The 22612-nt window shown below is 47.8% G+C and carries 23 protein-coding genes, 1 tRNA gene and 1 pseudogene; 12 read left to right on the top strand and 13 right to left on the bottom strand.

Features of this window, described 5'->3' with window-relative positions; translation table 11 throughout:
- Positions 1-6 precede the first annotated feature (6 nt).
- The 5 genes from CP950_RS08295 to CP950_RS08275 are packed head-to-tail and all read left to right on the top strand — an operon-like array spanning position 7 to position 1866.
- On the top strand, positions 7-552 hold the full coding sequence (locus CP950_RS08295) for a YaeQ family protein (RefSeq protein WP_096674260.1): 546 nt from the start codon (positions 7-9) through the stop codon (positions 550-552).
- A 26-nt stretch (positions 553-578) separates the two neighbouring features.
- Positions 579-995, top strand: a complete 417-nt coding sequence (locus CP950_RS08290; RefSeq protein ID WP_096674258.1) for a putative toxin-antitoxin system toxin component, PIN family — start codon at positions 579-581, stop codon at positions 993-995.
- A gap of 9 nt (positions 996-1004) precedes the next feature.
- Positions 1005-1250, top strand: a complete 246-nt coding sequence (locus tag CP950_RS08285; protein ID WP_096674256.1) for a hypothetical protein — start codon at positions 1005-1007, stop codon at positions 1248-1250.
- A 15-nt stretch (positions 1251-1265) separates the two neighbouring features.
- The gene (locus CP950_RS08280; RefSeq protein ID WP_207760246.1) at positions 1266-1463 is read left to right on the top strand and encodes a SlyX family protein; all 198 of its coding nucleotides are present in this window, start codon (positions 1266-1268) and stop codon (positions 1461-1463) included.
- A gap of 55 nt (positions 1464-1518) precedes the next feature.
- On the top strand, positions 1519-1866 hold the full coding sequence (locus CP950_RS08275; protein WP_096674252.1) for a phage holin family protein: 348 nt from the start codon (positions 1519-1521) through the stop codon (positions 1864-1866).
- 16 nt (positions 1867-1882) lie between these two features.
- Here CP950_RS08275 and CP950_RS08270 read toward each other — a convergent pair whose 3' ends face one another.
- On the bottom strand, positions 1883-3688 hold the full coding sequence (locus CP950_RS08270) for an AsmA family protein (RefSeq protein WP_207760245.1): 1806 nt from the start codon (positions 3686-3688) through the stop codon (positions 1883-1885).
- 37 nt (positions 3689-3725) lie between these two features.
- A pseudogene (locus tag CP950_RS08265) lies at positions 3726-3942 on the bottom strand (YdcH family protein).
- Between the two features lie 207 nt (positions 3943-4149).
- Between CP950_RS08265 and CP950_RS08260 the strand changes: the two are divergent.
- Positions 4150-5049, top strand: coding sequence for a hypothetical protein (locus CP950_RS08260; protein ID WP_096674472.1), 900 nt, complete (start codon positions 4150-4152; stop codon positions 5047-5049).
- 25 nt (positions 5050-5074) lie between these two features.
- On the opposite strand, the gene CP950_RS08255 is transcribed toward CP950_RS08260, so the two are convergent.
- Positions 5075-5338 carry a hypothetical protein gene (locus CP950_RS08255; RefSeq protein WP_096674248.1) on the bottom strand — a complete coding sequence of 88 codons (264 nt, stop codon included), beginning with the start codon at positions 5336-5338 and terminating at the stop codon, positions 5075-5077.
- Between the two features lie 105 nt (positions 5339-5443).
- Between CP950_RS08255 and CP950_RS08250 the strand changes: the two genes are divergently transcribed.
- Entirely contained in the window at positions 5444-5989 is a 546-nt protein-coding gene (locus tag CP950_RS08250) for a YggT family protein (RefSeq protein WP_096674246.1), read from the top strand.
- Between the two features lie 14 nt (positions 5990-6003).
- Here the strand turns inward: CP950_RS08250 and CP950_RS08245 are convergent, their stop codons facing one another.
- The 6 genes from CP950_RS08245 to CP950_RS08220 form a co-directional block, all read right to left on the bottom strand.
- Positions 6004-6765, bottom strand: a complete 762-nt coding sequence (locus tag CP950_RS08245; protein ID WP_165766434.1) for a TorF family putative porin — start codon at positions 6763-6765, stop codon at positions 6004-6006.
- A gap of 38 nt (positions 6766-6803) precedes the next feature.
- Positions 6804-7969 (bottom strand): IS3 family transposase gene (locus CP950_RS08240; protein ID WP_096674243.1). Its coding sequence is split into 2 segments (ribosomal slippage): positions 6804-7702 and positions 7702-7969, totalling 1167 coding nucleotides; the frame shifts between segments, so codons are not numbered across the junction.
- An 80-nt stretch (positions 7970-8049) separates the two neighbouring features.
- A tRNA-Ser gene (locus CP950_RS08235) sits at positions 8050-8139 on the bottom strand.
- Between the two features lie 63 nt (positions 8140-8202).
- Positions 8203-9516, bottom strand: a complete 1314-nt coding sequence (gene serS, locus CP950_RS08230) for a serine--tRNA ligase (protein ID WP_096674241.1) — start codon at positions 9514-9516, stop codon at positions 8203-8205.
- Between the two features lie 45 nt (positions 9517-9561).
- Positions 9562-10284, bottom strand: a complete 723-nt coding sequence (lolA, locus tag CP950_RS08225; protein WP_473225134.1) for an outer membrane lipoprotein periplasmic chaperone LolA — start codon at positions 10282-10284, stop codon at positions 9562-9564.
- Entirely contained in the window at positions 10256-12568 is a 2313-nt protein-coding gene (locus tag CP950_RS08220) for a DNA translocase FtsK (RefSeq protein WP_096674239.1), read from the bottom strand. Before CP950_RS08220 ends, lolA begins: the two co-directional genes overlap by 29 nt.
- 39 nt (positions 12569-12607) lie before the next feature.
- Between CP950_RS08220 and trxB the strand changes: the two genes are divergently transcribed.
- The 4 genes from trxB (at position 12608) to CP950_RS08200 (ending at position 16262) form a co-directional block, all read left to right on the top strand.
- Entirely contained in the window at positions 12608-13564 is a 957-nt protein-coding gene (gene trxB / locus CP950_RS08215; protein ID WP_096674237.1) for a thioredoxin-disulfide reductase, read from the top strand.
- Between the two features lie 76 nt (positions 13565-13640).
- The gene (ppa, locus tag CP950_RS08210; protein WP_096674235.1) at positions 13641-14177 is read left to right on the top strand and encodes an inorganic diphosphatase; all 537 of its coding nucleotides are present in this window, start codon (positions 13641-13643) and stop codon (positions 14175-14177) included.
- Between the two features lie 39 nt (positions 14178-14216).
- Positions 14217-15836, top strand: coding sequence for an NAD+ synthase (locus CP950_RS08205; RefSeq protein WP_096674468.1), 1620 nt, complete (start codon positions 14217-14219; stop codon positions 15834-15836).
- Positions 15837-15923: 87 nt separating this feature from the next.
- Complete coding sequence (locus tag CP950_RS08200) at positions 15924-16262, top strand: P-II family nitrogen regulator (RefSeq protein WP_096674233.1); 339 nt, start codon at positions 15924-15926, stop codon at positions 16260-16262.
- A gap of 42 nt (positions 16263-16304) precedes the next feature.
- On the opposite strand, the gene CP950_RS08195 is transcribed toward CP950_RS08200, so the two are convergent.
- On the bottom strand, positions 16305-17303 hold the full coding sequence (locus tag CP950_RS08195) for a helix-turn-helix domain-containing protein (protein ID WP_096674231.1): 999 nt from the start codon (positions 17301-17303) through the stop codon (positions 16305-16307).
- A 233-nt stretch (positions 17304-17536) separates the two neighbouring features.
- On the opposite strand from CP950_RS08195, the gene ilvD reads away from it, so the two are divergent.
- Positions 17537-19225, top strand: a complete 1689-nt coding sequence (ilvD, locus tag CP950_RS08190) for a dihydroxy-acid dehydratase (RefSeq protein ID WP_096674229.1) — start codon at positions 17537-17539, stop codon at positions 19223-19225.
- 100 nt (positions 19226-19325) lie between these two features.
- On the opposite strand, the gene CP950_RS08185 is transcribed toward ilvD, so the two are convergent.
- The 3 genes from CP950_RS08185 to CP950_RS08175 form a co-directional block, all read right to left on the bottom strand.
- Entirely contained in the window at positions 19326-19799 is a 474-nt protein-coding gene (locus tag CP950_RS08185) for a copper chaperone PCu(A)C (protein WP_096674466.1), read from the bottom strand.
- A gap of 176 nt (positions 19800-19975) precedes the next feature.
- Positions 19976-21238: an oxalate/formate MFS antiporter gene (gene oxlT / locus CP950_RS08180; protein ID WP_096674227.1), complete on the bottom strand. Its 1263-nt coding sequence runs from the start codon at positions 21236-21238 to the stop codon at positions 19976-19978.
- 504 nt (positions 21239-21742) lie between these two features.
- Positions 21743-22498, bottom strand: coding sequence for a hypothetical protein (locus CP950_RS08175; protein WP_096674225.1), 756 nt, complete (start codon positions 22496-22498; stop codon positions 21743-21745).
- Positions 22499-22612: the final 114 nt, after the last annotated feature.

Raw genomic sequence — 22612 nt, 5'->3', positions numbered from 1 at the left:
TGCGCCATGGCTCTACGCGCAACTATCCACAAAGTCGACCTTCACGTCGCAGACTCCGACCGCCATTACTACGGTAGTCATTCCTTAACGATTGCCAAGCACCCCTCTGAGACCGAAGAGCGCATGATGATCCGCATCATCGCTTTTGCCTTACAAGCCCAAGAGGATCTGGTGTTTACGAAAGGTCTGAGCGATGCCGACGAGCCGGATCTTTGGATTAAAGACCTCACCGATGCCATTCAGCTGTGGATTGAGGTGGGTCAACCGGATGAGCGCCGCATTCTGAAAGCCTGTGGTCGCTCAGAACAAGTGGCGGTGTATTGCTACGGCGGTCATACCAGCAAGATTTGGTGGGATGGCATCGCCAATAAGCTGACGCGCGCCCGCAATCTGCAAATTATCTCCATCCCTGCTGAACAAGCCGCAGCACTCAATCAATTGGTGGAACGCAGCATGGTCATCCATGTCAATATTCAAGATGGAGAGGCTTATGTCTCCTCCGAAAAAGGGCAGGTGACTATTACTCCAGAAGTTTGGCGTACCAATCTTTAAAGAACAGAGTAAGTAACCAGCTCGAGATGAAGACGCTTGTATTTGATACCAATGTCTTGCTTGATCTTTTTGTCTTTAATGATTTCAGAGCGCTAAAACTGAAGCAGGCCTTAGAAGAAAAACAGCTTGATGCCGTGGCGACCAATACAACCATTGCGGAATTCGAGGATGTCATCGCCCGCCCACTCTTTGCCTTAGCAAAAGATCAGCAAATTCAAATTGCCGATCATTGGCGCTCACTATGCAGGACATTTGATGACGAGACCCTCCTTGCGGCTCCTTGGCAGTGCGAAGATCCAGATGACCAGGTATTTATTAATTTGGCCTACACCACCAAACCCGCCATTCTCATGAGCAAAGACAACGCCCTCCTCAAATTAGCGCCTAAGGCGGCTGCAGACGGTATTGTAATTACTGCGAGCTACCTTGATTTTTCCCTTTAAGATACAGTGATGACAACGAATTTAACCCCAGCCAAAACCTCCGCCAATACCGTATCTGCAGACGAGGGCTTATTTAAACCTGGTAGTAAGCTGAAACATAAAAAGAGCGGCGGCTTTTATAGAGTCGTGATGTTGGCGAATATTGAAGCTAACTTAGCACCAGCGTATGTTTATGAGTCTTTACAGAATCAGAATTTTTGGATTCGTCCACAAGCGGAAATGGAAGACGGTCGTTTTGAATTGGTGTCAGAGTAAATCATGGACAACACAATGACCGAAGACCGCCTGACCAATTTAGAGATCAAACTGAGCTTTGCTGAGGACTTGATTGAGCAACATAATCAGACGATCTACAAGCAGCAACAGCAAATAGAGTTTCTTTATCGGGAGATGAAAATCATCAAGGAGCAAGCCGACAATGCTGGCGGAGGAAACAGCCTTAAGGATGAAATCCCGCCCCATTATTAAAGCCCTGCTAAGATCTTATTAACGTTCTCACTATCACTCTGAAAGGATGTACGCCATGGGAAATCTAACGCCATTTCTGGTTCAGTGGGGTCTTACCTCTTTATCGCTTTGGGTGGCTAGGTACCTCTTTAGTGGCTTGCGCTTCGCCGACGGCGGCTCCTTAATCATCGCCGCCCTGCTACTCGGTTTTGCGAATGCCATTGTTAAACCCTTGCTGATACTGTTTACGCTCCCACTTACTTTCTTAACCATGGGCTTGTTCTTGCTGGTGATTAACGCGCTGGTATTGATGTTAGTCGCATCCCTGGTGAGCGGCTTTACGATTTCGAGCTTCTGGACTGCGTTCTTTGCCAGTATCTTTATTTCTGTATTCAGCCTGTTTCTGATGGGGGTGGTGTTTTAAACCACGCCCAGTTTTACTAGCTTCCAGAGTAAATATCTGACCAAGAATGTAAGGCAGCCTTGCAAGGTTGCGACTTGGTGGCCAGCGATTTAGCATTTTCTGCCAAGATAGATACGCCCCCAGTCAAGAAACCCAAGCCAATTGAGACGGCGCTGTTAATCACGCCGGATTTATTAATTCCGGTTTTTGGGTTTTGCAAAGTACCTTGCAATTGCACGAGGTTAGCTAAATCTAAGCCCGTCGTCAGGCCTGATTTTTCTCTGGGGAAGATATCAATATGAATGGCCTCATCTTTTAGATTCAGCGTCCCCGCCAAAACGACATCCAAGCGATCAGTCTCTACCCCGATGGTATTGGCAATACTCACCAAACCCTGATTTACTGGTAAGTAAGCAACCACGCATTCCAAAACAGTTCTGTTGGAATTCTTCCTAAGCGGATTAATCGCATTAAATAAGGAAACAATAAAGTCACCGCCCTCATTAATGTAACTAGAGGGTAGAGATGCGTGGTCGATGGTGACCTGGGTCTTGCCGTTGAGGTTGGCCATCCAAGCGTGGAGACTAGTGCCAGCACTTTTGAGATCAAAAGCAAGATGCGCTTCACCGCCACTCACTTGGGAGCTGCCCTTAGCCGATTTGAGAGCCTGCTCTAAGGTAAAGCCCTTGGCCTCCCCCTGCAAGGAAACCAGTGGATTAGAGCCCTCAAAGTGTGCAATTGACCCTTGGGCTTGGGCTGAGCCCGTGCCTAACTGAAAGCGCAGATTTTGCAAGGTGATCTGCTCAGGCTGGAACTGCAGTGCGGCGGAAAAATTCTTTAAAGGAGCGTAAGGCGGTAAGCTCAATTGCTCTATTTGAATATGGATCAGGCCATCGGCCTGCGGCAATAAATTCAAGGGCAAAGGGGTATTACTAAAGTAATACGGTGAGGAAGTTTTGGGGCTTGGCTTAGGCAGCTTCCCACTAGAGGCAGCCACTGCGGAGGCCCCTGCCAGTACATCAAGATCAAAATCTTTAGAGCTCAGATCTAGATTAAAGCGCGGAATGGCCTGTGGGTCTTTATCAACGACGCCCTTGATGAGCAGCGTTTTGTCACCTAGCTCCAACTGGAGATCAGCACTCATGTTGAGAGGTCTTTGACCCCAATCATTCAGTATTTTCCGTACTTCGGTAACGACGCCCTGGATCACCAAGCGATGATCCCCACGCTTAGCTTCAAGATTGATCTGGGTATTTTGACCATTCCCTTTAAGCGAGAGATTACTTATAGGAAAAATGGTTTCCTGCCGCTGGGCATTGCGATAGGTAATCCGCGCATCCGATATTTGCACGCTATTAATGGATACAAAAGTATGGCTATTGGCTCCAGGCATATTGGAGGCCTCGCTTGAACTATCGCCACCTTGGGCCAAAGGCACTGCCAAGATCCAATTGCCAGTCGTGCTGGCTCCCGCTGAATTTGCCTGCAAGTGCACATCTAGACCGCTCATATTGATGCGGTTAATTTGGACACTACGCGAGAATAAAGGCCAAAGTTTAATGTCCAAGTCCAAGCGCTGGATATTGACCATCTCTGGATCGGTAGCCCAACTAGCGTTGCTTAAAGAGACATCTTGGGCTTTTAAGCCAATCGAGGGGAAAAAGCTCAGGCGAATGGGTCCTTTAATTATCAGATCCCGCCCGGTAGCCTCTTTCACGGTTGCACCAATCAATTTGGTTAATTTGGCTTGATCGATGGAGGCTAGTGCGTACCACACGCCAATTACCCCCAAGCCAGTGGCTGCCGCAATGACTAGCAATATTGTCTTGAGCCGCAGACTCACCTGGGGAAGTCCTTCGAGCAACTTCACAAAAGGATGCTCATGGACTGGCTTTTTTGAGGATAGCGTAGAGCTGGTCTTTTAAAAGGAGTTTCTCTTTTTTGAGAATTTCTATTTCCTCATGGGTACTCGGGATCGCGTGCGACTCCATTTTCTGAATCTCTTTGTCAAGCTGATTGTGCTTGTCAAACATGCTGGAAAAAATGACCGTTAGTAGACTGTAATTGAAGAATTAATTCACGGTACTCAGGGAACATAGAGGCTCCTTCAGACTAAGTGGTTAGCAATGCGTTGTTTCAGTGTAGCAAGAACAGGACGAATTTCAAGTAAGTGCGTGTATGAGTCGCCAGTTGAGGAAATTCAGGGAAAAATTGACCGTAAAATTTGCTAACTAGTCTAAAAATTACAGTAATATTCAAGAGTGCATCGTGCGCAATAAACACCAAACTGAAGGGTATAAAACCATGGCTACGAAGAAGTCTCCAGCGAAAAAGAAAGTAGCTATCAAGGTGGCAAAGAAAGCCCCTGCCAAGAAGGTTGTTAAGAAGGTAGTTAAGAAGGTGGTTGCCAAAAAAGCAACCCCTAAGAAAACCGTTAAAACAGCGGTAAAGAAACCAGCCGCTCAGAAAGCGGTAGCCAAGAAAGTTGTTGCTAAAAAGCCTGCCACTAAGGCGGTCAAAAAAGTAGCAGCGAAAAAACCGGTCGCAAAGAAGCCAGTTGCCAAAAAATCTGTGAAGAAGGCTAAAAAGCCCTCCACACCAAAAGCCCTTAAAGTCGATCAATACGGCTTAGAGGAAGATGACGAGTTTTACGGTCTGTATTTCGCGAAAGCGACTGACGAAGGCAAGATTGAAGTCAAGCCCTGCACCTTCTCATTAATGTATTGGTGGAAAGGCTTACTGGGCTACCCCGACATGATTGAGATTTCCCCAGACAGTAACGCTGCCATGTTGCAGTTTGAGTCCACATTCGGCGGCGGTGATTCTGGTGAAACTGTCCTGACTGAACAAGATATTTTTGATGTGGATCACATTATTGAAGTAGACGAAGAAGAAATGCTGGTCTCCCTCTATTCTTATATTCCAATCCCTGTTCCAGAGGACTTACTGGGCGCGCTGGGCTTGTCCATTCTGAATATCAATCCAGAAACCCGTTATGGCAACTTAGAAATCTGCTCGACCGATAATGAAGAAGGTCAAAATGAGCACTTTTTACGTTATCGCACAGCAACTTACTTGCGCGGCATTAAATCTGGAAAAGTCGAAGCCATTGAAAGCATGATCACTAACGGCTCCGAATTTTTTGGTCTAGCCCTAGATGCCTTGTGCGTAAACGTATCTATTAAGAAGTGGTTGTTAAGCTAAGCATTCATTGCTTGGCAGTGGCGCCTTATCTGCAGATGTACAGGTAAGTCATAGGAAAGCGGTCGTTGACGGTAGGACGGGTGTCTACAATCGTTGCGGTCAGCTTTCCTAGCTTTTTGCACTCCTTGACCGCCTCATCGTGCGCCTCATTCTCTTTGGCCGACTTAGGTGCATGCACCCCGACCAAGCCATCGGATTGGCGATAGACCCCAAATTCACTAGAGGGAGTTGAGCACGCAAACAGGGCTGCGCTAGCGCCTAGTAGCATCGCTTGTTGAATTCTGTTCATGAATGTTTCCCCATCTCTCTCATCAAAGTGAGCTTATTCTAGCGATGTTTGTCGGGTTTTCACCAGAAATTGCCATAATCACTTAAGCCCTTTTACAATCAAACTATGCTGACTCAAATCACCAACCTCCTCCTACAAGTCTTCGTAAGCATCGTAGCCGGTGCCTGCCTAGTGCGCTGCTACTTACAGTGGCTAGCCTTTAATCTCGGCTCAGGTCCAAGCCGCTCCATTGGCGCCTATATTCTGCCGCTGACAAATTGGATTGTGTTGCCCTTGCGTAAAGTGATTCCCAGTGTGGGGCGCTTTGATGTGGCCAGCTGTCTTGCGGCCTTTCTTGTGATTTTGGCAAAGTCATTTGTGCTGGCTTTTTTACTAGGCGATACGCTTGCCCTGCTGCCCCACGTACTCTTTGCTTTATTTGACTTATTAGACCTAGCAATCTCGGGCTTAATCGGTCTTGTCTTTGCAAGTGTGATCCTGTCATGGATTAGTCAAGGTTCGCAAATACAGTATCTTGTCGCACTCTTAATTGAACCTTTACTGAACCCCATCCGGCGCGTTATGCCCAATATGGGAGCACTCGACCTATCCCCTCTAGCGCTCTTGTTGGGGCTACAAGTTTTGCAGATTGTGATCAATCATCTGCGGTAGTCAGCTGCACTTGTTTAAAAATTAGTGGCAGTAATACTTAAGACTGCCGTAGGACCCCCTGCATTGATATTGGATCCAGTTCCAGTTCCATTGGCGTTCTGATATTTTGCATAGCAATAAGGCTGCGCACTAGTGGCGGCCACATTGCAATTGCCCCGCGCATTAGTCTGTATGTAAGACAAATTCACTGACCAAGTACGATCAATTTGCTTGGAAATTCCAAGCTGCCAATCAAAATAGCTGCCAGCGGAATAGTGATTGAAGAACTGGTAACCCGTATGCGCCATCAGACTCCAACCCCCGTTAGCCCACGTCCATGTGGACATGGGAAACGCGCCTGTAATGTTGGTGTAGCTCGAGCCCGCCGTCGTCGCACCTGTTGGGCTTTTATAACTACTGAAGTTGGTAAAGGTGAGATTTTCTTGGATCGTAATGGGGCCTTTTCTTACGGCAACAAAGACGTCGCCGTTGTGCACCATGCCGCTGGTAATGCTGGGATAAATGGGAGATGAAACGTAGTTCTGCACATTGCTGCCCGGGTAGATCGTGCCATAAACACCGGCATTAATATGGTAATCATTCACCTCATGGAACCAGCCCACAAAGAGATCGGTTTCAAGGCTTCCCCCTGGAAAACCCGCCCCGGATGTCACATTAGAATTAAACATACCCACATAAAAATGATTAGGCAGCACGGTGCCAAGCTCTATTTGTAGCGCAGGTAAGCCATGAGATTGGTCAATACCATAGCTCCGATAGTCCTGAACTGCTGTCAATTTAGGTCCACTACCAAAGAGAGTTTTTCTATAGTAAATCATTGCAGCAACATGGGTTGATTTTGTATTATTTGGGGTACTTGGGTTTGGGGTGCTGGTGGTCTGTAACCTAAAGCGCTATGCGGCCTGACATGGTTGTAATGCTTAACCCACTCCCCCACGATGATCTGGGCTTCTTTTAAGCTATAGAAGATCTCCCCATCCAAAAGATTGTCTCTAAAGGTGCCGTTAAAGCTTTCACAAAAGCCATTCTCCCAAGGGCTCCCTGGTTCAATGTAAGCGGTTTTCACTCCAATACCAGATAACCAACTCCGCAGCTCTTTAGCAATAAATTCTGGGCCATTGTCCGATCGAATATATTGCGGGATACCATGGATCATCATGGCGTTTGCCAGTTGTTCAATCACTTGGACCGATCCAATCCTTCTAGCGCAGTGGATCGTTAGGCACTTTCGGGTGTATTCATCAATCATCGTGAGCATGCGGATCTTGCCCCCATAGGCATCTCTAATAAAGACAAAATCGTAACTCCAAACATGATTGGGGGCAGTAGCTCTTAGCCTCATGCAACTGCCATCGTTAAACCAGAGTCTGCCTCTAGGAGCTTGCTTTTGTGGGATCTTTAGGCCTTCTTGCCGCCAGATGCGAGCGACCTTTGCAGTAGTCGCTTGTCCCCAGCCGCTATTACGCATCATCCCAGCAATAAATCGATAGCCATACCGGCCATAGGTGCTGGCCATGCGGATGACTTCGGCTCTAAGGGGCTCTTCGTCATCTTTAGGCAGTGGCATATAGCGATAAGCTGCTCTGGATAGCCCCACTAAACTGCAGGCAGTCCGCTCAGAGATAGAATGCTGGTCCATGAGCAGCTGCGCTGCATTTTTACGCCTAGTCCCTGAAGGGACTTCCGCTGGTCGTAAGCTTAGAAGTTTCCCTTAATGACTTCCTTGAGCATCACCTCTCGTAGTGATAAGTCCGCTACGAGCTTCTTAAGCCGGGTATTTTCCAGTTCCAGATCTTTGTACTTCTTTGCCTGATCGACCTTCATACCACCATAGATCTTGCGCCAGCGATAGTAGCTTTGCTCAACCGTTCCCACTTCTTTACAAGCTTGAGCTAAGGTTTTGCCATTGGTGGTTAAAACATCGATTTGACGCAATAAGGTGACGATTTGTTCGGGTTTAAGACGTTGGCCTTTTGCCATATTTAGCACTCCTTTAAGGTGAAGATTATCAAAAATCCTCTCTTCTGGAGTGGTACTAAAAATCAGGTCAGTTCAGTATTTGGCGGAGAGGGTGGGATTCGAACCCACGGTACCTTTGACAGTACGCCTGATTTCGAGTCAGGTACATTCGACCACTCTGCCACCTCTCCGAACCGAACGCTGATTATAGCTTTGAGGCCTTACGTGCGCTCTTTTGCTTTAGCCTCTTAAGACTATTGGCTTGCTTTTAGAACCTGTTGCCCACCCAAATAGGCTTGTAAGGCGCGCGGGATCGAGATGCTGCCGTCTGCCTGTTGGTGGTTCTCCAGCAAGGCAACCAATGCCCTACCTACGGCTAAGCCTGAACCATTGAGGGTATGAAGTAGCTCAGGTTTGCCTTGTCCTGCTTTAAATCGGGCCTGCATTCTTCTTGCCTGAAAGTCGCCCATACTGGAACAGGAGCTGATTTCACGATAGGTACTCTGAGATGGAATCCAAACCTCTAAGTCATACGTCTTAGCGCTACCAAAACCCATATCACCCGTGCAGAGCAACACTTTTCTGTATGGCAACTCAAGCAGTTCCAGAATTTTCTCCGCATGACTTGTTAATTCTTCAAGCGCTTGCATGGAATCTTCCGGCTTGACGATTTGTACCAACTCCACTTTGTCGAATTGGTGCTGACGTATCATGCCCCGCACATCGCGCCCATAACTACCGGCTTCAGAACGGAAACAAGGCGTGTGAGCCACCAACTTCATTGGCAACTGATCTGCATTGACAATTTCGTCTCTCACCAAATTGGTGACAGGGACTTCTGCCGTTGGTATGAGATAAAAGTTCTCTGTCTTTGCCTCACCGTCATCACCTTCGCCACCGATATGACGTGGCACCTTGAAGAGATCTTCCTCAAACTTGGGCAACTGACCAGTGCCACGCATAGAAGCAGCATTGACTAAATACGGCGTGTAGACCTCTTCATAGCCATGCTCAAGGGTATGCGTATCGAGCATGAACTGAGCCAATGCACGATGCAGGCGGGCGATTGGGCCTTTCAGTACCGCAAAGCGTGACCCGCTAATCTTAGTACCCATCTCAAAATTAAGGCCTAGAGGTTCACCTAAATCTACGTGGTCCTTAATGTCAAAATCAAACTGGGGTAAGTCACCCCAGCGCTTTACTTCTTGATTTTCTGCTTCGTCTTTGCCAACCGGAACCAGCTCGTCAGGCAGATTCGGGATTCCCATTAGAAAATCTGCAATCTCCATTTGCAGGTTGGCTAAACGTGCTGCGCCCGCTTCAAGGTCCAAATTAATTTGACTGGCTTCTGCCATTTCTGCGGAGGCGTCTTCACCCTTCCCTTTTTTCATACCAACGGCTTTGGCCAATTGATTACGTTTAGCCTGAAACTCTTCAGTACGGGTTTGCAATGTCTTGCGCTCGGACTCTAATGCGTTGAACTTATCTACGTCCAAGGCGAACTTGCGCGTCGCTAAGCGAGCCTCTACTGCGGCAATATCTTTACGGAGTAATTGGGGATCAATCATTGATGCTCTTTGCTCGTAGGTATGTAATGAGGTATGTAATAAAGCTTATTTAAGGCGTAACACTTCGGCCCCAGCAGGTGGGTCAAAGGTAAAGCGGTTAGCAGGCAAACTAATATTGAGTTGGATCTTATCGAGCGTTACCAAGACCACGCTGCCCAAGCCATCGGTGAGTTCAAGTGCGCGCGGCAGTCCGTTCAACATGCCAACAGAGATTTTAGTGTAAGGCAAGTTATTGCCATTCTTGGCATTGGGAACTTTCTTTGGCGCTAAGTTCACCCATTTCATATTGAGGCGCTCTTCACCTTCCACTAGATCAAAATGCTGCTCTAGTGAAGTCTCGCCAAATAAAATTGCCGCAGGAGTTGTGGCTAAGGCTTGGCCAGCAGGTCTAAAAGTCGCCTGATTGAGATCCTTGTCCCACAAAATGAGTTGCTTGCCATCCGCAATGAGTTTTTGCTCGTAAGGCTTTTGGGTGTCCCAAACAAAACGGCCCGGACGTTGGAAGATAAAAATACCCTGTGTTTGGCGAATGACTTTCAGACCTTTATCTTGCGGCTCATTCGCTTTGGGAGCGCGCAGTTGTTGTTGCACAAACTCTCCTTCAGCCGTCTTAGATGTCCGCACGAATTCCCGCAATTGCTCAACGCCACTGGGGGTGTCTGCTAGCACGCTATTTGCTGAGAATAAACAAGTCAGGCTGAACGCAAGAACGGATAAAAGTGTAGTCAAAATATAAGGTTTACTCTGAAGGACGATGCAAAATTTCACGATTACCGCCGTTACCCATTTTGGATACGAGTCCGGCTTTTTCCATATCTTCGAGTAAGCGGGCGGCGCGGTTATAACCAATGCGCAGATGGCGTTGGACCAGAGAGATAGAGGGTCGCTTGTTTTCCAGCACAATGGCGACTGCTTGATCGTATAGGGGGTCGGCTTCACCGCCGCCCTCACCGGTAAGTGCATCCATAGTGGACTCATCAGCACCTTCAAGGACGCCATCAATGTAATTGGCTTCGCCCTTTTCTTTTAACCACTCCACCACACGATGTACTTCATCGTCTGAAACAAAGGCCCCATGCACCCGCACTGGCAAACCTGTTCCAGGGGCCATATAGAGCATGTCACCCATTCCTAAGAGGGCTTCCGCGCCCTGTTGATCAAGGATGGTGCGACTATCAATTTTGCTACTGACCTGAAAAGAAATTCGGGTTGGTACGTTCGCCTTGATCAAGCCAGTAATCACATCAACACTAGGGCGTTGTGTTGCTAATACCAAATGGATACCTGCAGCGCGCGCCTTTTGCGCAATTCTCGCGATTAACTCTTCAATCTTCTTACCGGAGACCATCATGAGGTCTGCCAACTCATCAATCACAATGACAATCACGGGAGCCTTATAAATTGGCTCGGGATCATCTGGCGTTAAGCTAAATGGGTTGGTGAGTTTTTCACCCTTCTCTTCGGCTTCCAAAATCTTCTTATTAAAGCCTGCAAGATTGCGCACGCCAAACTTACTCATCAGTTTGTAGCGCCGCTCCATCTCATTAACCGCCCAATTAAGCGCGTTATAGGCCTGCTTCATGTCTGTCACAACAGGACACAACAAATGCGGAATCTTGTCGTACATTGCCATTTCCAGCATCTTGGGGTCGATCATGATGAGACGCACTTCATCCGCCTTCGCCTTAAACAAGATCGATAAAATCATGGCATTAATACCCACCGACTTACCTGCACCGGTAGTACCCGCCACAAGGCAATGTGGCATCTTGGCTAAATCGGCCACCATTGGGCTGCCGGAAATATCTTTACCTAAGGCCAGTGTCAATAAAGAATGGTTGTCGTTATAAACCTGCGAGGTCAAAATCTCTGAGAGATACACCGACTGACGCTTGGGATTGGGCAATTCCAAAGCCATGCAGGTTTTGCCAGGAATAGTCTCCACCACCCGCATACTCACCACCCCGAGGGAGCGCGCTAAATCACGGGAGAGATTGACAATCTGGCTACCCTTCACCCCAACCGCAGGCTCAATCTCATAGCGCGTCACTACCGGCCCTGGATACGCTGCGATGACCTTCACTTCCACGTTGAACTCAGCCAACTTGCGCTCAATCAAGCGTGAGGTGAATTCCAATACATCTGCGGAGATAGTTTCTTGAGCGGCAGGAACAGGATCGAGGAGCGCTAAAGGGGGTAATTCTGAATCAGGGATGTCGATAAACAGGGGTTGCTGTTTTTCTCGCTCTACCCGGGCACTCTTGGGTATTTCAACCGGTGCTCTCACAATCGGGACTGGCTTGGCGATCTCAACCCGACCCCGAAACTCCTCCACAAACTCTTCACGCTCTTCCGCGGCCACTTCACCCAACTTGCGATCAGCCTCACTATCACGGCGTTCACGCAAACGCTGAACGCTTGCCTCAAGAAAACGGCCCAGTTTTTCTGCAATATCGAGCCATGAAAAGTGTAAGAACAAAGACAAACCGGCGCAAAGGCCAAACAAAAGCACGATCGTAGAGCCCGTGAAGCCTAAGGACATTTGCAGGGGATCGCCAATGAGTTCGCCCAAAATGCCACCAGGGGGGCGTGGTAGTTCCCAAGTTAAAGAATGCAAACGAGTGGATTCAAGACCCATACTGCAAAATAAAGTCAGGCCAAAGCCCAGGCAACGCACTACTAAAGAGTCAGGCTTAGCCTCTGGGTCGGGGGGCAAAGGAATGCTCCAAAGCTCGCGCCAGCCGTGCAAGACTCTGCGACCGAATAACACGATCCACCAAAATGCGGAAATTCCAAATATATAGAGTAGTAAATCCGCTGCATAAGCCCCAAACCGGCCACCGAGGTTCTTGGGGGTCTCAAAACTGGCATGCGACCAAGCCGGATCAGCCTTGGAATAGCTGATTAAGATGGCCAATAGGCCCAGGCAAAGCCCGCAGGAGATAAACCAGCGTGCCTCTAGAAGAAGACGGGGCATTCGCCCTTGCCCGTGGTTCTCGGGTAATGGGCTGTTTTGGGTAGCTTTAGACTTCGGATATACAGTTCTAGGCATGTTCCCCCGATTGTAAACAAGCAAATCTATAATCAGGCAATGACTACAAATAACTTCAAACACAGCAAAGTTCTGATTCTCGGGTCTGGTCCCGCTGGCTATACTGCCGCCGTCTACGCGGCGCGGGCTAATTTGCAGCCCACTTTGGTCACTGGGATTGCCCAAGGCGGTCAATTAATGACCACCACCGATGTGGAAAACTGGCCGGCCGACCCCGATGGCGTTCAGGGTCCAGAGCTTATGGAGCGGTTTTTGAAGCACGCTCAACGCTTTAATACCGACATTATCTTTGACCATATTCACACTGCGGCTCTTACAGAGACGCCAATTCGTCTAGTCGGCGACTCAGGAACCTATACCTGTGATGCCTTAATCATCTCTACTGGAGCGTCTGCACAGTACCTAGGACTGCCCAGCGAAGAGGCATTCATGGGGCGCGGGGTTTCTGGTTGCGCTACTTGTGATGGCTTTTTTTACCGTAACCAAGATGTTTGCGTAGTGGGTGGCGGTAACACAGCTGTGGAAGAGGCGCTCTACCTTACAGGCATTGCCAAAAAGGTTACTGTCATTCACCGGCGCGATAAGTTCCGCGCTGAACCGATTTTGAACGATCGACTGATGGCAAAAGTGGCTGAAGGTAAAGTAGAGCTCAAAATGAATGCCACCCTCGATGAAGTCCTAGGGGATGACAAAGGCGTCACAGGAGTACGAATCCGGCATGCTGATGGCAAGACTGAAGACATCGCGGTTACGGGTGCATTTATTGCCATTGGCCATAAACCCAATACCGATTTATTTATTGGGCAACTGGATATGCAAAACGGCTATATCAAGACCCACTCTGGCTTAGAGGGTAATGCCACTGCTACCAACATTCCCGGCGTCTTTGCAGCAGGCGATGTGCAAGACCATATTTATCGCCAAGCCATCACGAGTGCCGGCACCGGTTGTATGGCTGCCCTCGATGCGCAGCGTTACTTGGAAACTTTGGAATAAAGTTTTGTTATTCCTTTAAATTATTTTTTATTATTCGTTTTTTAATTAGTCGCATCAATCACTATCCGGAGTAAGTATGAGTTTAGACAAAGTAAAACCAGGTAAAAAAATTCCTGAAATTTTTAACGTCATCATCGAAATCCCCATGAATGCGGATCCCATCAAATATGAAGTTGATAAAGAAAGCGGCGCCATTTTCGTCGATCGCTTTATGGGCACAGCAATGCACTATCCATGTAACTATGGCTACATTCCGCAAACGATTGCAGGTGATGGTGATCCAGTAGATGTTTTGGTCATGACTCCATTTCCACTGATTCCTGGTGTAGTAGTAAGCTGCCGCGCCATTGGCATTTTGCAAATGGAAGATGAAGGCGGACAAGATGCCAAATTATTGGCGGTGCCAGAAGACAAAATTTTGCCGCTGTACTCAAAGATCCAAACCTTAGAAGACTTGAGTGTCTTAACCCTCAATCAAATCCAACACTTTTTTGAGCACTATAAAGATCTCGAAAAGGGCAAATGGGTTAAGGTTACCGGTTGGGGCGATATTCCCGCTGCCCATCAAGAAATCCTCAATGGCATTGAGGGCTATGCCAAGTCAGCACAATAGTTCTTTGCATTTGGACGGGCGTGGGGCTTCTCATTGGAAGTGAACCCACAAACCATCGCCTTGGCGCAAATCAACCCACTTCTGGGTGATTTGCCCGGCAACGCTGAGCTAATTTTTCAAGCGGCTGTACAGGCGCATGCGCAAGGTGCAAAGCTTCTGCTTACTCCAGAGCTGTCCCTCACTGGCTACCCTCCAGAAGACTTGTTATTGCGCCCTGCTTTTATAGACGCTACTGAAACTCAGCTAAACGCATTAGTCACTCAACTCAAGCAATTCCCTAGCCTAACAGTGATTGTTGGCCATCCCAAGCGATCGGCACAGGGCTTACAAAATGCTGCGTCTGTGATTCAGAATGGCGCAATCATTGCCGCCTACGCCAAGCAAGAGCTACCTAATCACGAGGTTTTTGATGAGGTACGTTATTTCACGCCTGGTTCACAAGCTTGCGTGTTTGAGAGCGCAGGCACGCATTTTGGCTTAATCATTTGCGAAGATGCTTGGCATGCTGAGCCAGCCAAACAGGCGCACGCTGCCGGTGCACAAGTACTGTTGGTGATCAATGCATCCCCCTTTCATTTACAGAAAGATGTTCTGCGCATTGATGTGCTTCATCAACAGGTTGCCCAAACGTCAATGCCGTTGATTTATGTGAATGCGGTTGGCGGTCAAGATGAACTCGTATTTGATGGTGGTTCTTTTGCGTTAAATGCGCAAGGTAAGCTGGTGATGTCAATGCCCCAGTTTGAAATCGGGCTTGGCCTAGTAAGCCTGAATTCCTCTGGAGATTTAATCTCAGGAGTCACTACTCCTAGCCTGAGTGTAGAAGCGCAAGCCTACCAAGCCTTAGTGCTTGGTGTTCGGGACTACGTGCAGAAGAATCGTTTTCCCGGCGTCATCATTGGCTTGTCTGGTGGAGTAGATTCCGCGCTAGTGCTGGCAATTGCGGTAGATGCTTTAGGTGCGGAGCGCGTGCGCACTGTCATGATGGCTTCACGCTATACCGCCGATATCTCTTGGGTAGATGCCCGCGAAATGGCCAACCGTATGCAAGTTCAATACGATGAAATCCCTATTAGTGGTCCGGTAGATGCTCTGGAACTGGCTTTAGCAGAGCAATTTAAATGCTTAGAGCAAGACGCTACTGAAGAAAATATTCAAGCACGCGTGCGTGGCACTTTATTAATGGCGCTATCCAATAAAACGGGTCGCTTGGTACTCACTACAGGCAATAAGAGCGAAATGGCAGTTGGTTACTGCACACTCTACGGTGATATGGCAGGTGGTTTTGCCGTGATTAAGGACATTGCCAAGACGCTGGTTTACCGACTCTGTCACTACCGCAACACGATTTCACAAGTCATTCCTGAACGCATTCTCACCCGCGCCCCATCGGCGGAACTACGCCACGAGCAAACTGATCAAGATCACTTACCCTCCTATGACGTACTCGACAATATCGTGGAGCGTTACATGGAGCAAAACCAATCGATTGCGCAAATGATCGCTGCGGGATTAGACGCGGAGAGCGTCGAAAAAGTGACCCGCCTAATTAAGCTGAATGAATACAAGCGCCGCCAAGCACCTCCTGGCGTTAGGGTAACTACCCGTGCCTTCGGTCGCGACTGGCGCTACCCCATTACTTCTCAATTTAGGGCGTAAATCCCAGTTGCAATGCTATTGCTTGCATTCTTGATATAAGGCACTATCCTAGGCAATACAAATTGATTATTGAATTTAGGGAAACTTATGAAGCTCATCACCGCCATCATTAAACCGTTCAAGCTTGACGAAGTTCGCGAGGCTTTAGGAGAGCTTGGCGTAACCGGGCTCACGGTAACCGAGGTCAAAGGCTTTGGTCGCCAAAAAGGGCATACCGAACTCTATCGCGGTGCAGAATACGTCGTAGATTTTTTACCCAAGATCAAAGTCGAAGTGGTAGTGGCTTCAGATCGAGTTGAAGCGGTGATTGATGCGGTTACTAAAGCAGCCCGCACGGGCAAAATTGGCGATGGCAAGATTTTTGTCACCGCTGTCGAACAAGCTGTTCGCATTCGGACTGGTGAAACAAACGACTCCGCAGTGTAAGTCCGACTCATTACTCAAGATCTGATTACTTCGAATCAATCCTCAATTAGAAGCTTGAATTTCCGCAGGTTTTAATACTAAGGTTTTCGCTTCTAAGTCACTGAGTTTGACTTTGTAACCTTGGAAGTAGATATCCCCCTGAGCCAGTCCCTCTGTCAGAACTTTGAAGGGTGGCTGACCATAAAAAGAGATGCCAACGCCTGGCTCTAAAGTCTTAACTTGCCTTTTGCCAGTAGCATCAACCACACAAACCACTTGTTTTGCTTTAGCCTGGAAATACACCTTCTCTCCTGTCTTGCGTGGATTCTCTGGCGTATAGCTCACTGGGCTTTGACTCTCAGCAGGACAATTGCCAGTGGTCTCAGCACTTGCAGTACTGATAGGGGATAGGGCTGGGGCTGGGGCTGTCGCAGTTGCAGCAGCATTCACTCCCGAAACTAAGCTTGCTGGTGCTTCTGTGTTCGCCGCCGTAGTTGCTGTCTCCGCCACAGGTTCTGGAACGCTTGATGCAGGCGCGGTGATTTCTTCTTTTGCCACTTGAGTTTCTTCTGGCTTGTTACCAAAAAATAGTGGGCGTAGATTCATCAGGGCAAAAACGGTAGCGACTATGAGACCAAGCCAAATGAGCAATTGCTTTTGCGATGGTTGCTTAGGTTTACCCAAAGGGCCGGAGCTACCTAAGGATTCAAGCTCAAAAGATTCTTCAGCAATAATTTGCGTGACTGGTTTAGAAGTTGCGGTTGCTACTGGTACAGGTTTGTTAAGCGCCGCTTCAATAGAAACTTCTTTTGTCGGCGTATCGATGCCGAAATCAAAAGCGTCATTCTCTTTCATACCCAACAGGCTGGCCACTTTCCTAGCCGCAGTTAGTTTAATTTGAGGGTTGTAATAAGAAGCCTGGCCGCCATTTTCAATTTGCTCTATTTGGCGAACTGACAAGCACGCTTTAACTGCTAGTTCTTTAACATTCATACCAAGAGATTCGCGCGCGTTGCGGAACGCTTCTGGTTTGATTTCTGGCAGCGTGGTCATTTTTTTCATGAAAGTTAATTTAACTGGCTGATATGTACTAATTGTGACTGATATTAATTCCGGAAAAATAAAAGGGCAATAGTCGGGAAGTACTGATAGCCTTAGGGATAATTCATTATGAGGAAGTTAGATATTGCACCGCAATATCTAGTTTCTAGCCAGGCTCGCCCAAATCTCCGCACCGATAAGCCGTCTCACGGCACAATAGAGGTTTTAGAACTTTTTTTGGAGTCACTATCCGTATGAAACGACTTAATGAACGCTCGCGTAATGTTACTGAGGGAGTCGCACGTGCTCCAAATCGCTCGATGTATTACGCGATGGGATATGAAGAGAAGGACTTTGTAAAGCCTATGGTTGGGGTGGCTAATGGCCACTCTACGATTACGCCTTGCAATAGCGGTTTGCAAAAATTAGCTGATGCAGTGGTCACCGCCCTTGAAGGGGCTGGTGCTAAGGCGCAGACTTTCGGCACGCCAACGGTTTCCGACGGAATTGGCATGGGTACCGAAGGTATGAAATATTCCCTCGTCTCCCGTGAAGTTATTGCCGATAGTATCGAGACCTGCGTCAATGGCTTGTGGCAAGACGGCGTGGTAGTCATTGGTGGTTGCGATAAAAATATGCCCGGCGGCATGATGGCGATGGCTCGCACCAACGTCCCCAGTATCTATGTTTATGGCGGCACGATTAAGCCTGGTCATTTCAAAGGTAAAGAGCTGAATATTGTTTCCGCCTTCGAAGCCGTTGGTGAATTCACCTCCGGCAGAATGAACGCTCAAGACCTCAAGGGTGTGGAAGAAAATGCCTGCCCCGGAAGTGGTTCCTGCGGCGGAATGTATACCGCCAACACCATGAGCTCCTCTTTTGAGGCCTTAGGCATGAGCCTACCCTACTCATCCACGATGTCCAACGTAGATGAAGAAAAAGTAAGGAGTGCGCATGACTCCGCGATTGTTTTAGTCGAGGCGATTAAAAACAATCTGCGTCCACGCGATATCATCACCAAAAAATCCATTGAGAATGCGGTCAGCGTAATCATGGCAGTCGGCGGTTCTACTAACGCGGTCTTACACTTCCTCGCTATTACTAGCGCTGCTGAAATTGACTGGACCATTGATGATTTCGAACGCATTCGTAAACGCGTGCCAGTCATCGCGGATATGAAACCCTCAGGCGCATACTTAGCAACCGACTTGCACCTGGCTGGCGGCATTCCGCAAGTGATGAAGATTTTGCTCGACGGTGGACTATTGCACGGCGATTGCATGACCATTACTGGCAAGACTATTGCTGAAGTATTGAAAGATGTACCTTCAGTACCTCGCGCCGATCAAAAGGTCATTCGCACTTTGGATAACCCTATTTACAAGCAAGGTCACTTAGCGATTCTGAAGGGTAATATTTCTCCTGAAGGTTGCGTTGCCAAAATTACCGGATTAAAGAATCCTTCCATTACTGGACCAGCGCGTGTATTTAATTCAGAAGACGAAGCGATGGCCGCCATCATGGCGCAAAAGATTACAGACGGCGACGTCATGGTGATTCGTTATGAAGGCCCTAAGGGTGGCCCTGGAATGCGGGAGATGCTTGCTCCAACCTCTGCCTTGGTCGGTCAAGGTCTTGGCGAGACAGTAGGCTTGATCACCGACGGCCGCTTCTCTGGTGGTACGTGGGGCATGGTGGTGGGTCACGTAGCGCCCGAAGCTTATGTTGGTGGCGTGATTGCTTTGATTGAAGAAGGCGACTCAGTCACCATCGATGCGCACACGCTCTTAATTCAGCTCAATGTGAGCGATGAAGAAATTGCAAAACGTCGGGCTAACTGGAAGCAACCTAAGCCGCGCTATACCCGCGGTCTATTGGCTAAGTACGCTTACCTTGCAAGCAGTGCCAGCAAAGGCGCGGTGACGGATTTAAATTTGGAGTAAACCTTCCAAGCAGTTCGCATCAAAAAGCAAAGCCCCTTAGTCGCGAGATTGAGGGGCTTTTTTACGACTACTAATTAATAATTTTACTGCATAACACTCCTTAATGCCGCATGCCGTGACCGCCTTGGCCGCCCATTGCACTTACCGGGAGCTTAACCTCCACCTCACCAGCCTTAGCAAACTTGAGTTTGACTGCTACGGTCTCGCCGGTACCAAGAGGTGCCTTCAAATTCATGAGCATTAAATGAAAACCACCGGGCTTGAGTTCAACTACGGATCCAGCAGGCAAAGGGATGTCTTTGAGCTGACGCATCTTCATGACATTGCCTTCCATACTCATTTCGTGGAGTTGCACTTCACCGGCAGCAGGAGAGCTTGCAGAAATCAGTTGATCGGCAGCGCCGCGATTTTCAATCTTCATATACCCCGCCGCCACTTGCTGGCCAGGTACGGTTGCGCGCGTGTAAGCGTGCTCAATTTCGATGTAGCCCACTTTGGCATCATGGGCTTGGACTGCCAGCGCAAAACCCATTAAAAATAAACCGCATAATCCAAACTTATTTCGTCTTGTCATTACTGCCCCCGTAAATTGAATTTCATTCACTACCTTCGCGTTACATATCATTATCAATCAGTATTGACCTTACTTGCCTTAAGTTTATGCGAGCTAGTGGGGGCTGCTTAAACTTCACGAACATGAAAAAAAGGGCTCTTACGAGCCCTTTCCTTGTTGGCAATACTAACCAGGAATTACATCGATGCGGAGCGCTCAATCAGTTTGCGGCGCATTGGGCGCAATACAAACCACGCCAAAATAGCTGCAGTACCGTTAAGGAAGCTGGCTACCCAAAATACTGCCTCCCAACCACCAGTTGTGGCGACCAACACGCTAGAGAGCGGAACCAACAATGCGGCCGTACCTTTAGCGGTGTAGAGCAAGCCTGCATTACCAGCCGCAAACTTGGTACCAAATGTATCGGCACTAGTCGATGGAAACAAGCTATAGATTTCACCCCAAGCGAAGAATACCAAACCAGTCAACAACACGAACATGATTGGATCACGTCCAAGGTAGTAGAGACCGAGAATACCGAAACACTCGAAAGCAAAACATAAGGTCATGGTTTGTTCGCGGCCAATCTTATCGGATACCCAACCAAAGAAAGGACGGGTTAAACCGTTAAGAACGCGGTCGATTGTTAATGCAAAAGTCAAAGCAGGTAAAGCTAATCCCATGAGGCTTACTGTTACGCCTGCCACTTGAAAGTCTTTGGCAATTGGGCCTAACTGTGCAGTAGCCATCAAACCACCAGCTGCAACCATCACGAACATCAAATACATAATCCAAAACACGGGCTGCTTAACCATTTCCATTGGGCGGAAATCTTTACGGGTTTGAGCAACTTGAGCCTTGACTGTAGTGATGACACTTTGAATCGGCTTTACCAGCAACAAGCTCAAAATCACAACGATAGCGCCTTGACCAATACCAAAGAACCAGAAAGTCTCTTGATAGCCTTGGTTTGCAATCATGTTTGCAATTGGAATTACGGTTAAAGCGGAACCAGCGCCAAAGCCTGCAGCGGTTAAGCCAGCAGCCAAACCGCGACGGTCTGGGAACCACTTGAGCGCATTACCTACGCAAGTACCATAAACAGCACCAGCACCAACACCGCTTACTGCCGCAGCAAAATAGAGCATAGCTAATGTGTCAGCTTGGGAATTGAGCATCCAACCAATACCGCATAAGATACCGCCGCAAAATACTACTGGGCGAGGACCAAACTTATCAACTAGGTATCCCTCGATTGGCACCAACCAAGTCTCTGTCAATACGAAAATAGTGAAGGCAACTTGAATTGCAGCGCGGCCCCAACCAAATTTAGCATCGATTGGATTGACGAATAGAGTCCAACCGTATTGCAAATTTGCAATCATCGACATACAGATGATGCCGATTAGAAGTTGAAACCATCGACCTCCAAATGGCCCTGAATTTTGTTCGCTACCCATCTCTAATCTCCTAATATTTCAAATTAATTTGTTACCAAAATGCGCATCTACATTTGATGCATTATTTTTGAACAGATTTTCTTGCAAGCACTTGACACTAATCAATTATTTCCATTTGTATCACTAGTGATTACCCTCGTGCCTTTGGTCATAAAAAATCCTCTATTGTTTTAAAACATGCAATTGCTTATTGGCTTGCGGGCAAATTGAAGACGAAAAAAAACCACCCGAAGGTGGTTTTCAATTTGCCTGAGACAGAATTACATTCCGCGGTAAGCACCATCAAAATCATAGTGGCGTACACGTTGCTCGGAAGCTGTCTTAGTTGTAGTAAACAGTTGGTTGAATTTGTTAATTAATTGAGCCATTTGGATCTCCTTAAGGGTTAGTACCTAGAGTATAACCCTAATACGATTGCCTTGCAGAGTCTTGGACAGCTTGCTCTAGATGACTAGAAAAATGACTTCATTTTTTACTAACTACTTGTTTTAAATAATAATTATCTTAAAACTGTGGCAAGGGGATGGAAATAATAGCCATTAAGGTTAGGGAGTCGCTGCTGTTGGTAAAGCCTTTGCCAATGCCCGCTTGAAAAGGAATTGGCCCCGCGTCGCAGTAAACCTTCAAGAATCCCAGTTGCTGGGTATTTGGATAGGAGATGGGTCCAGAGCCAATTTGATTGTAATTTGAGTAAAACTCCGTGCCCACAGACCAATCTGGCGCCACTTCACGAGAAACCCGAATGGCGGTATTGAAATCAGGACCTTGATGGACATAGGGCTGCGAAAGTGGCTGGTCGAAGATAGGATTAACAACAAACAACCATTTACCTACGTGCTTACCAATAATAAAACGCGCCTCGGCATTGTATCGGGACTGCTCATACTGAGGCAGGGTATTAGAGAGCTCGACGTTCAAGCCGCCAAAGAAATAATCCCCCTCCTCTTCATTGAAAGGGAGATATTTGAGGCGTACTTTAGCGCCCGCATAGTTCCAATTGTTATTGCTGACCACGGAGTTGATATAAAAACCCGCTTCCAGCTTATCGCCAAGGCCGTACGCGTACTCTGGCGTGATACGCGTAGCATTGTTAGTCATCATCTCGCCTGGATAACTGGGGGTCTGCACGCCCCGCGGAGTGGTGTTTACGTGCAATTCCAGGCTCTGCTCACCCTTGGCATTGATTTCATCGTCATAGACCTGAATCTCATCCTGCAGGACAGCATGCGCAGTCATTGGGGCCAGCAATGCAATAAGCATGCCGCAAATAACTAGGCTTAATAAGTGTTTTTTCAAACAGGGCATATTCAAGAATTGACTGAGAGGGTAAACCAGTATATTACTAACTCTGGCTTACAGCTGCATGACTCAAGC

Source organism: Polynucleobacter meluiroseus (assembly GCF_900205755.1).
Lineage (GTDB): Bacteria > Pseudomonadota > Gammaproteobacteria > Burkholderiales > Burkholderiaceae > Polynucleobacter > Polynucleobacter meluiroseus.
The sequence above is the reverse complement of the archived record's forward strand: the minus strand, read 5'-3'. Positions and strand labels throughout refer to the sequence as shown.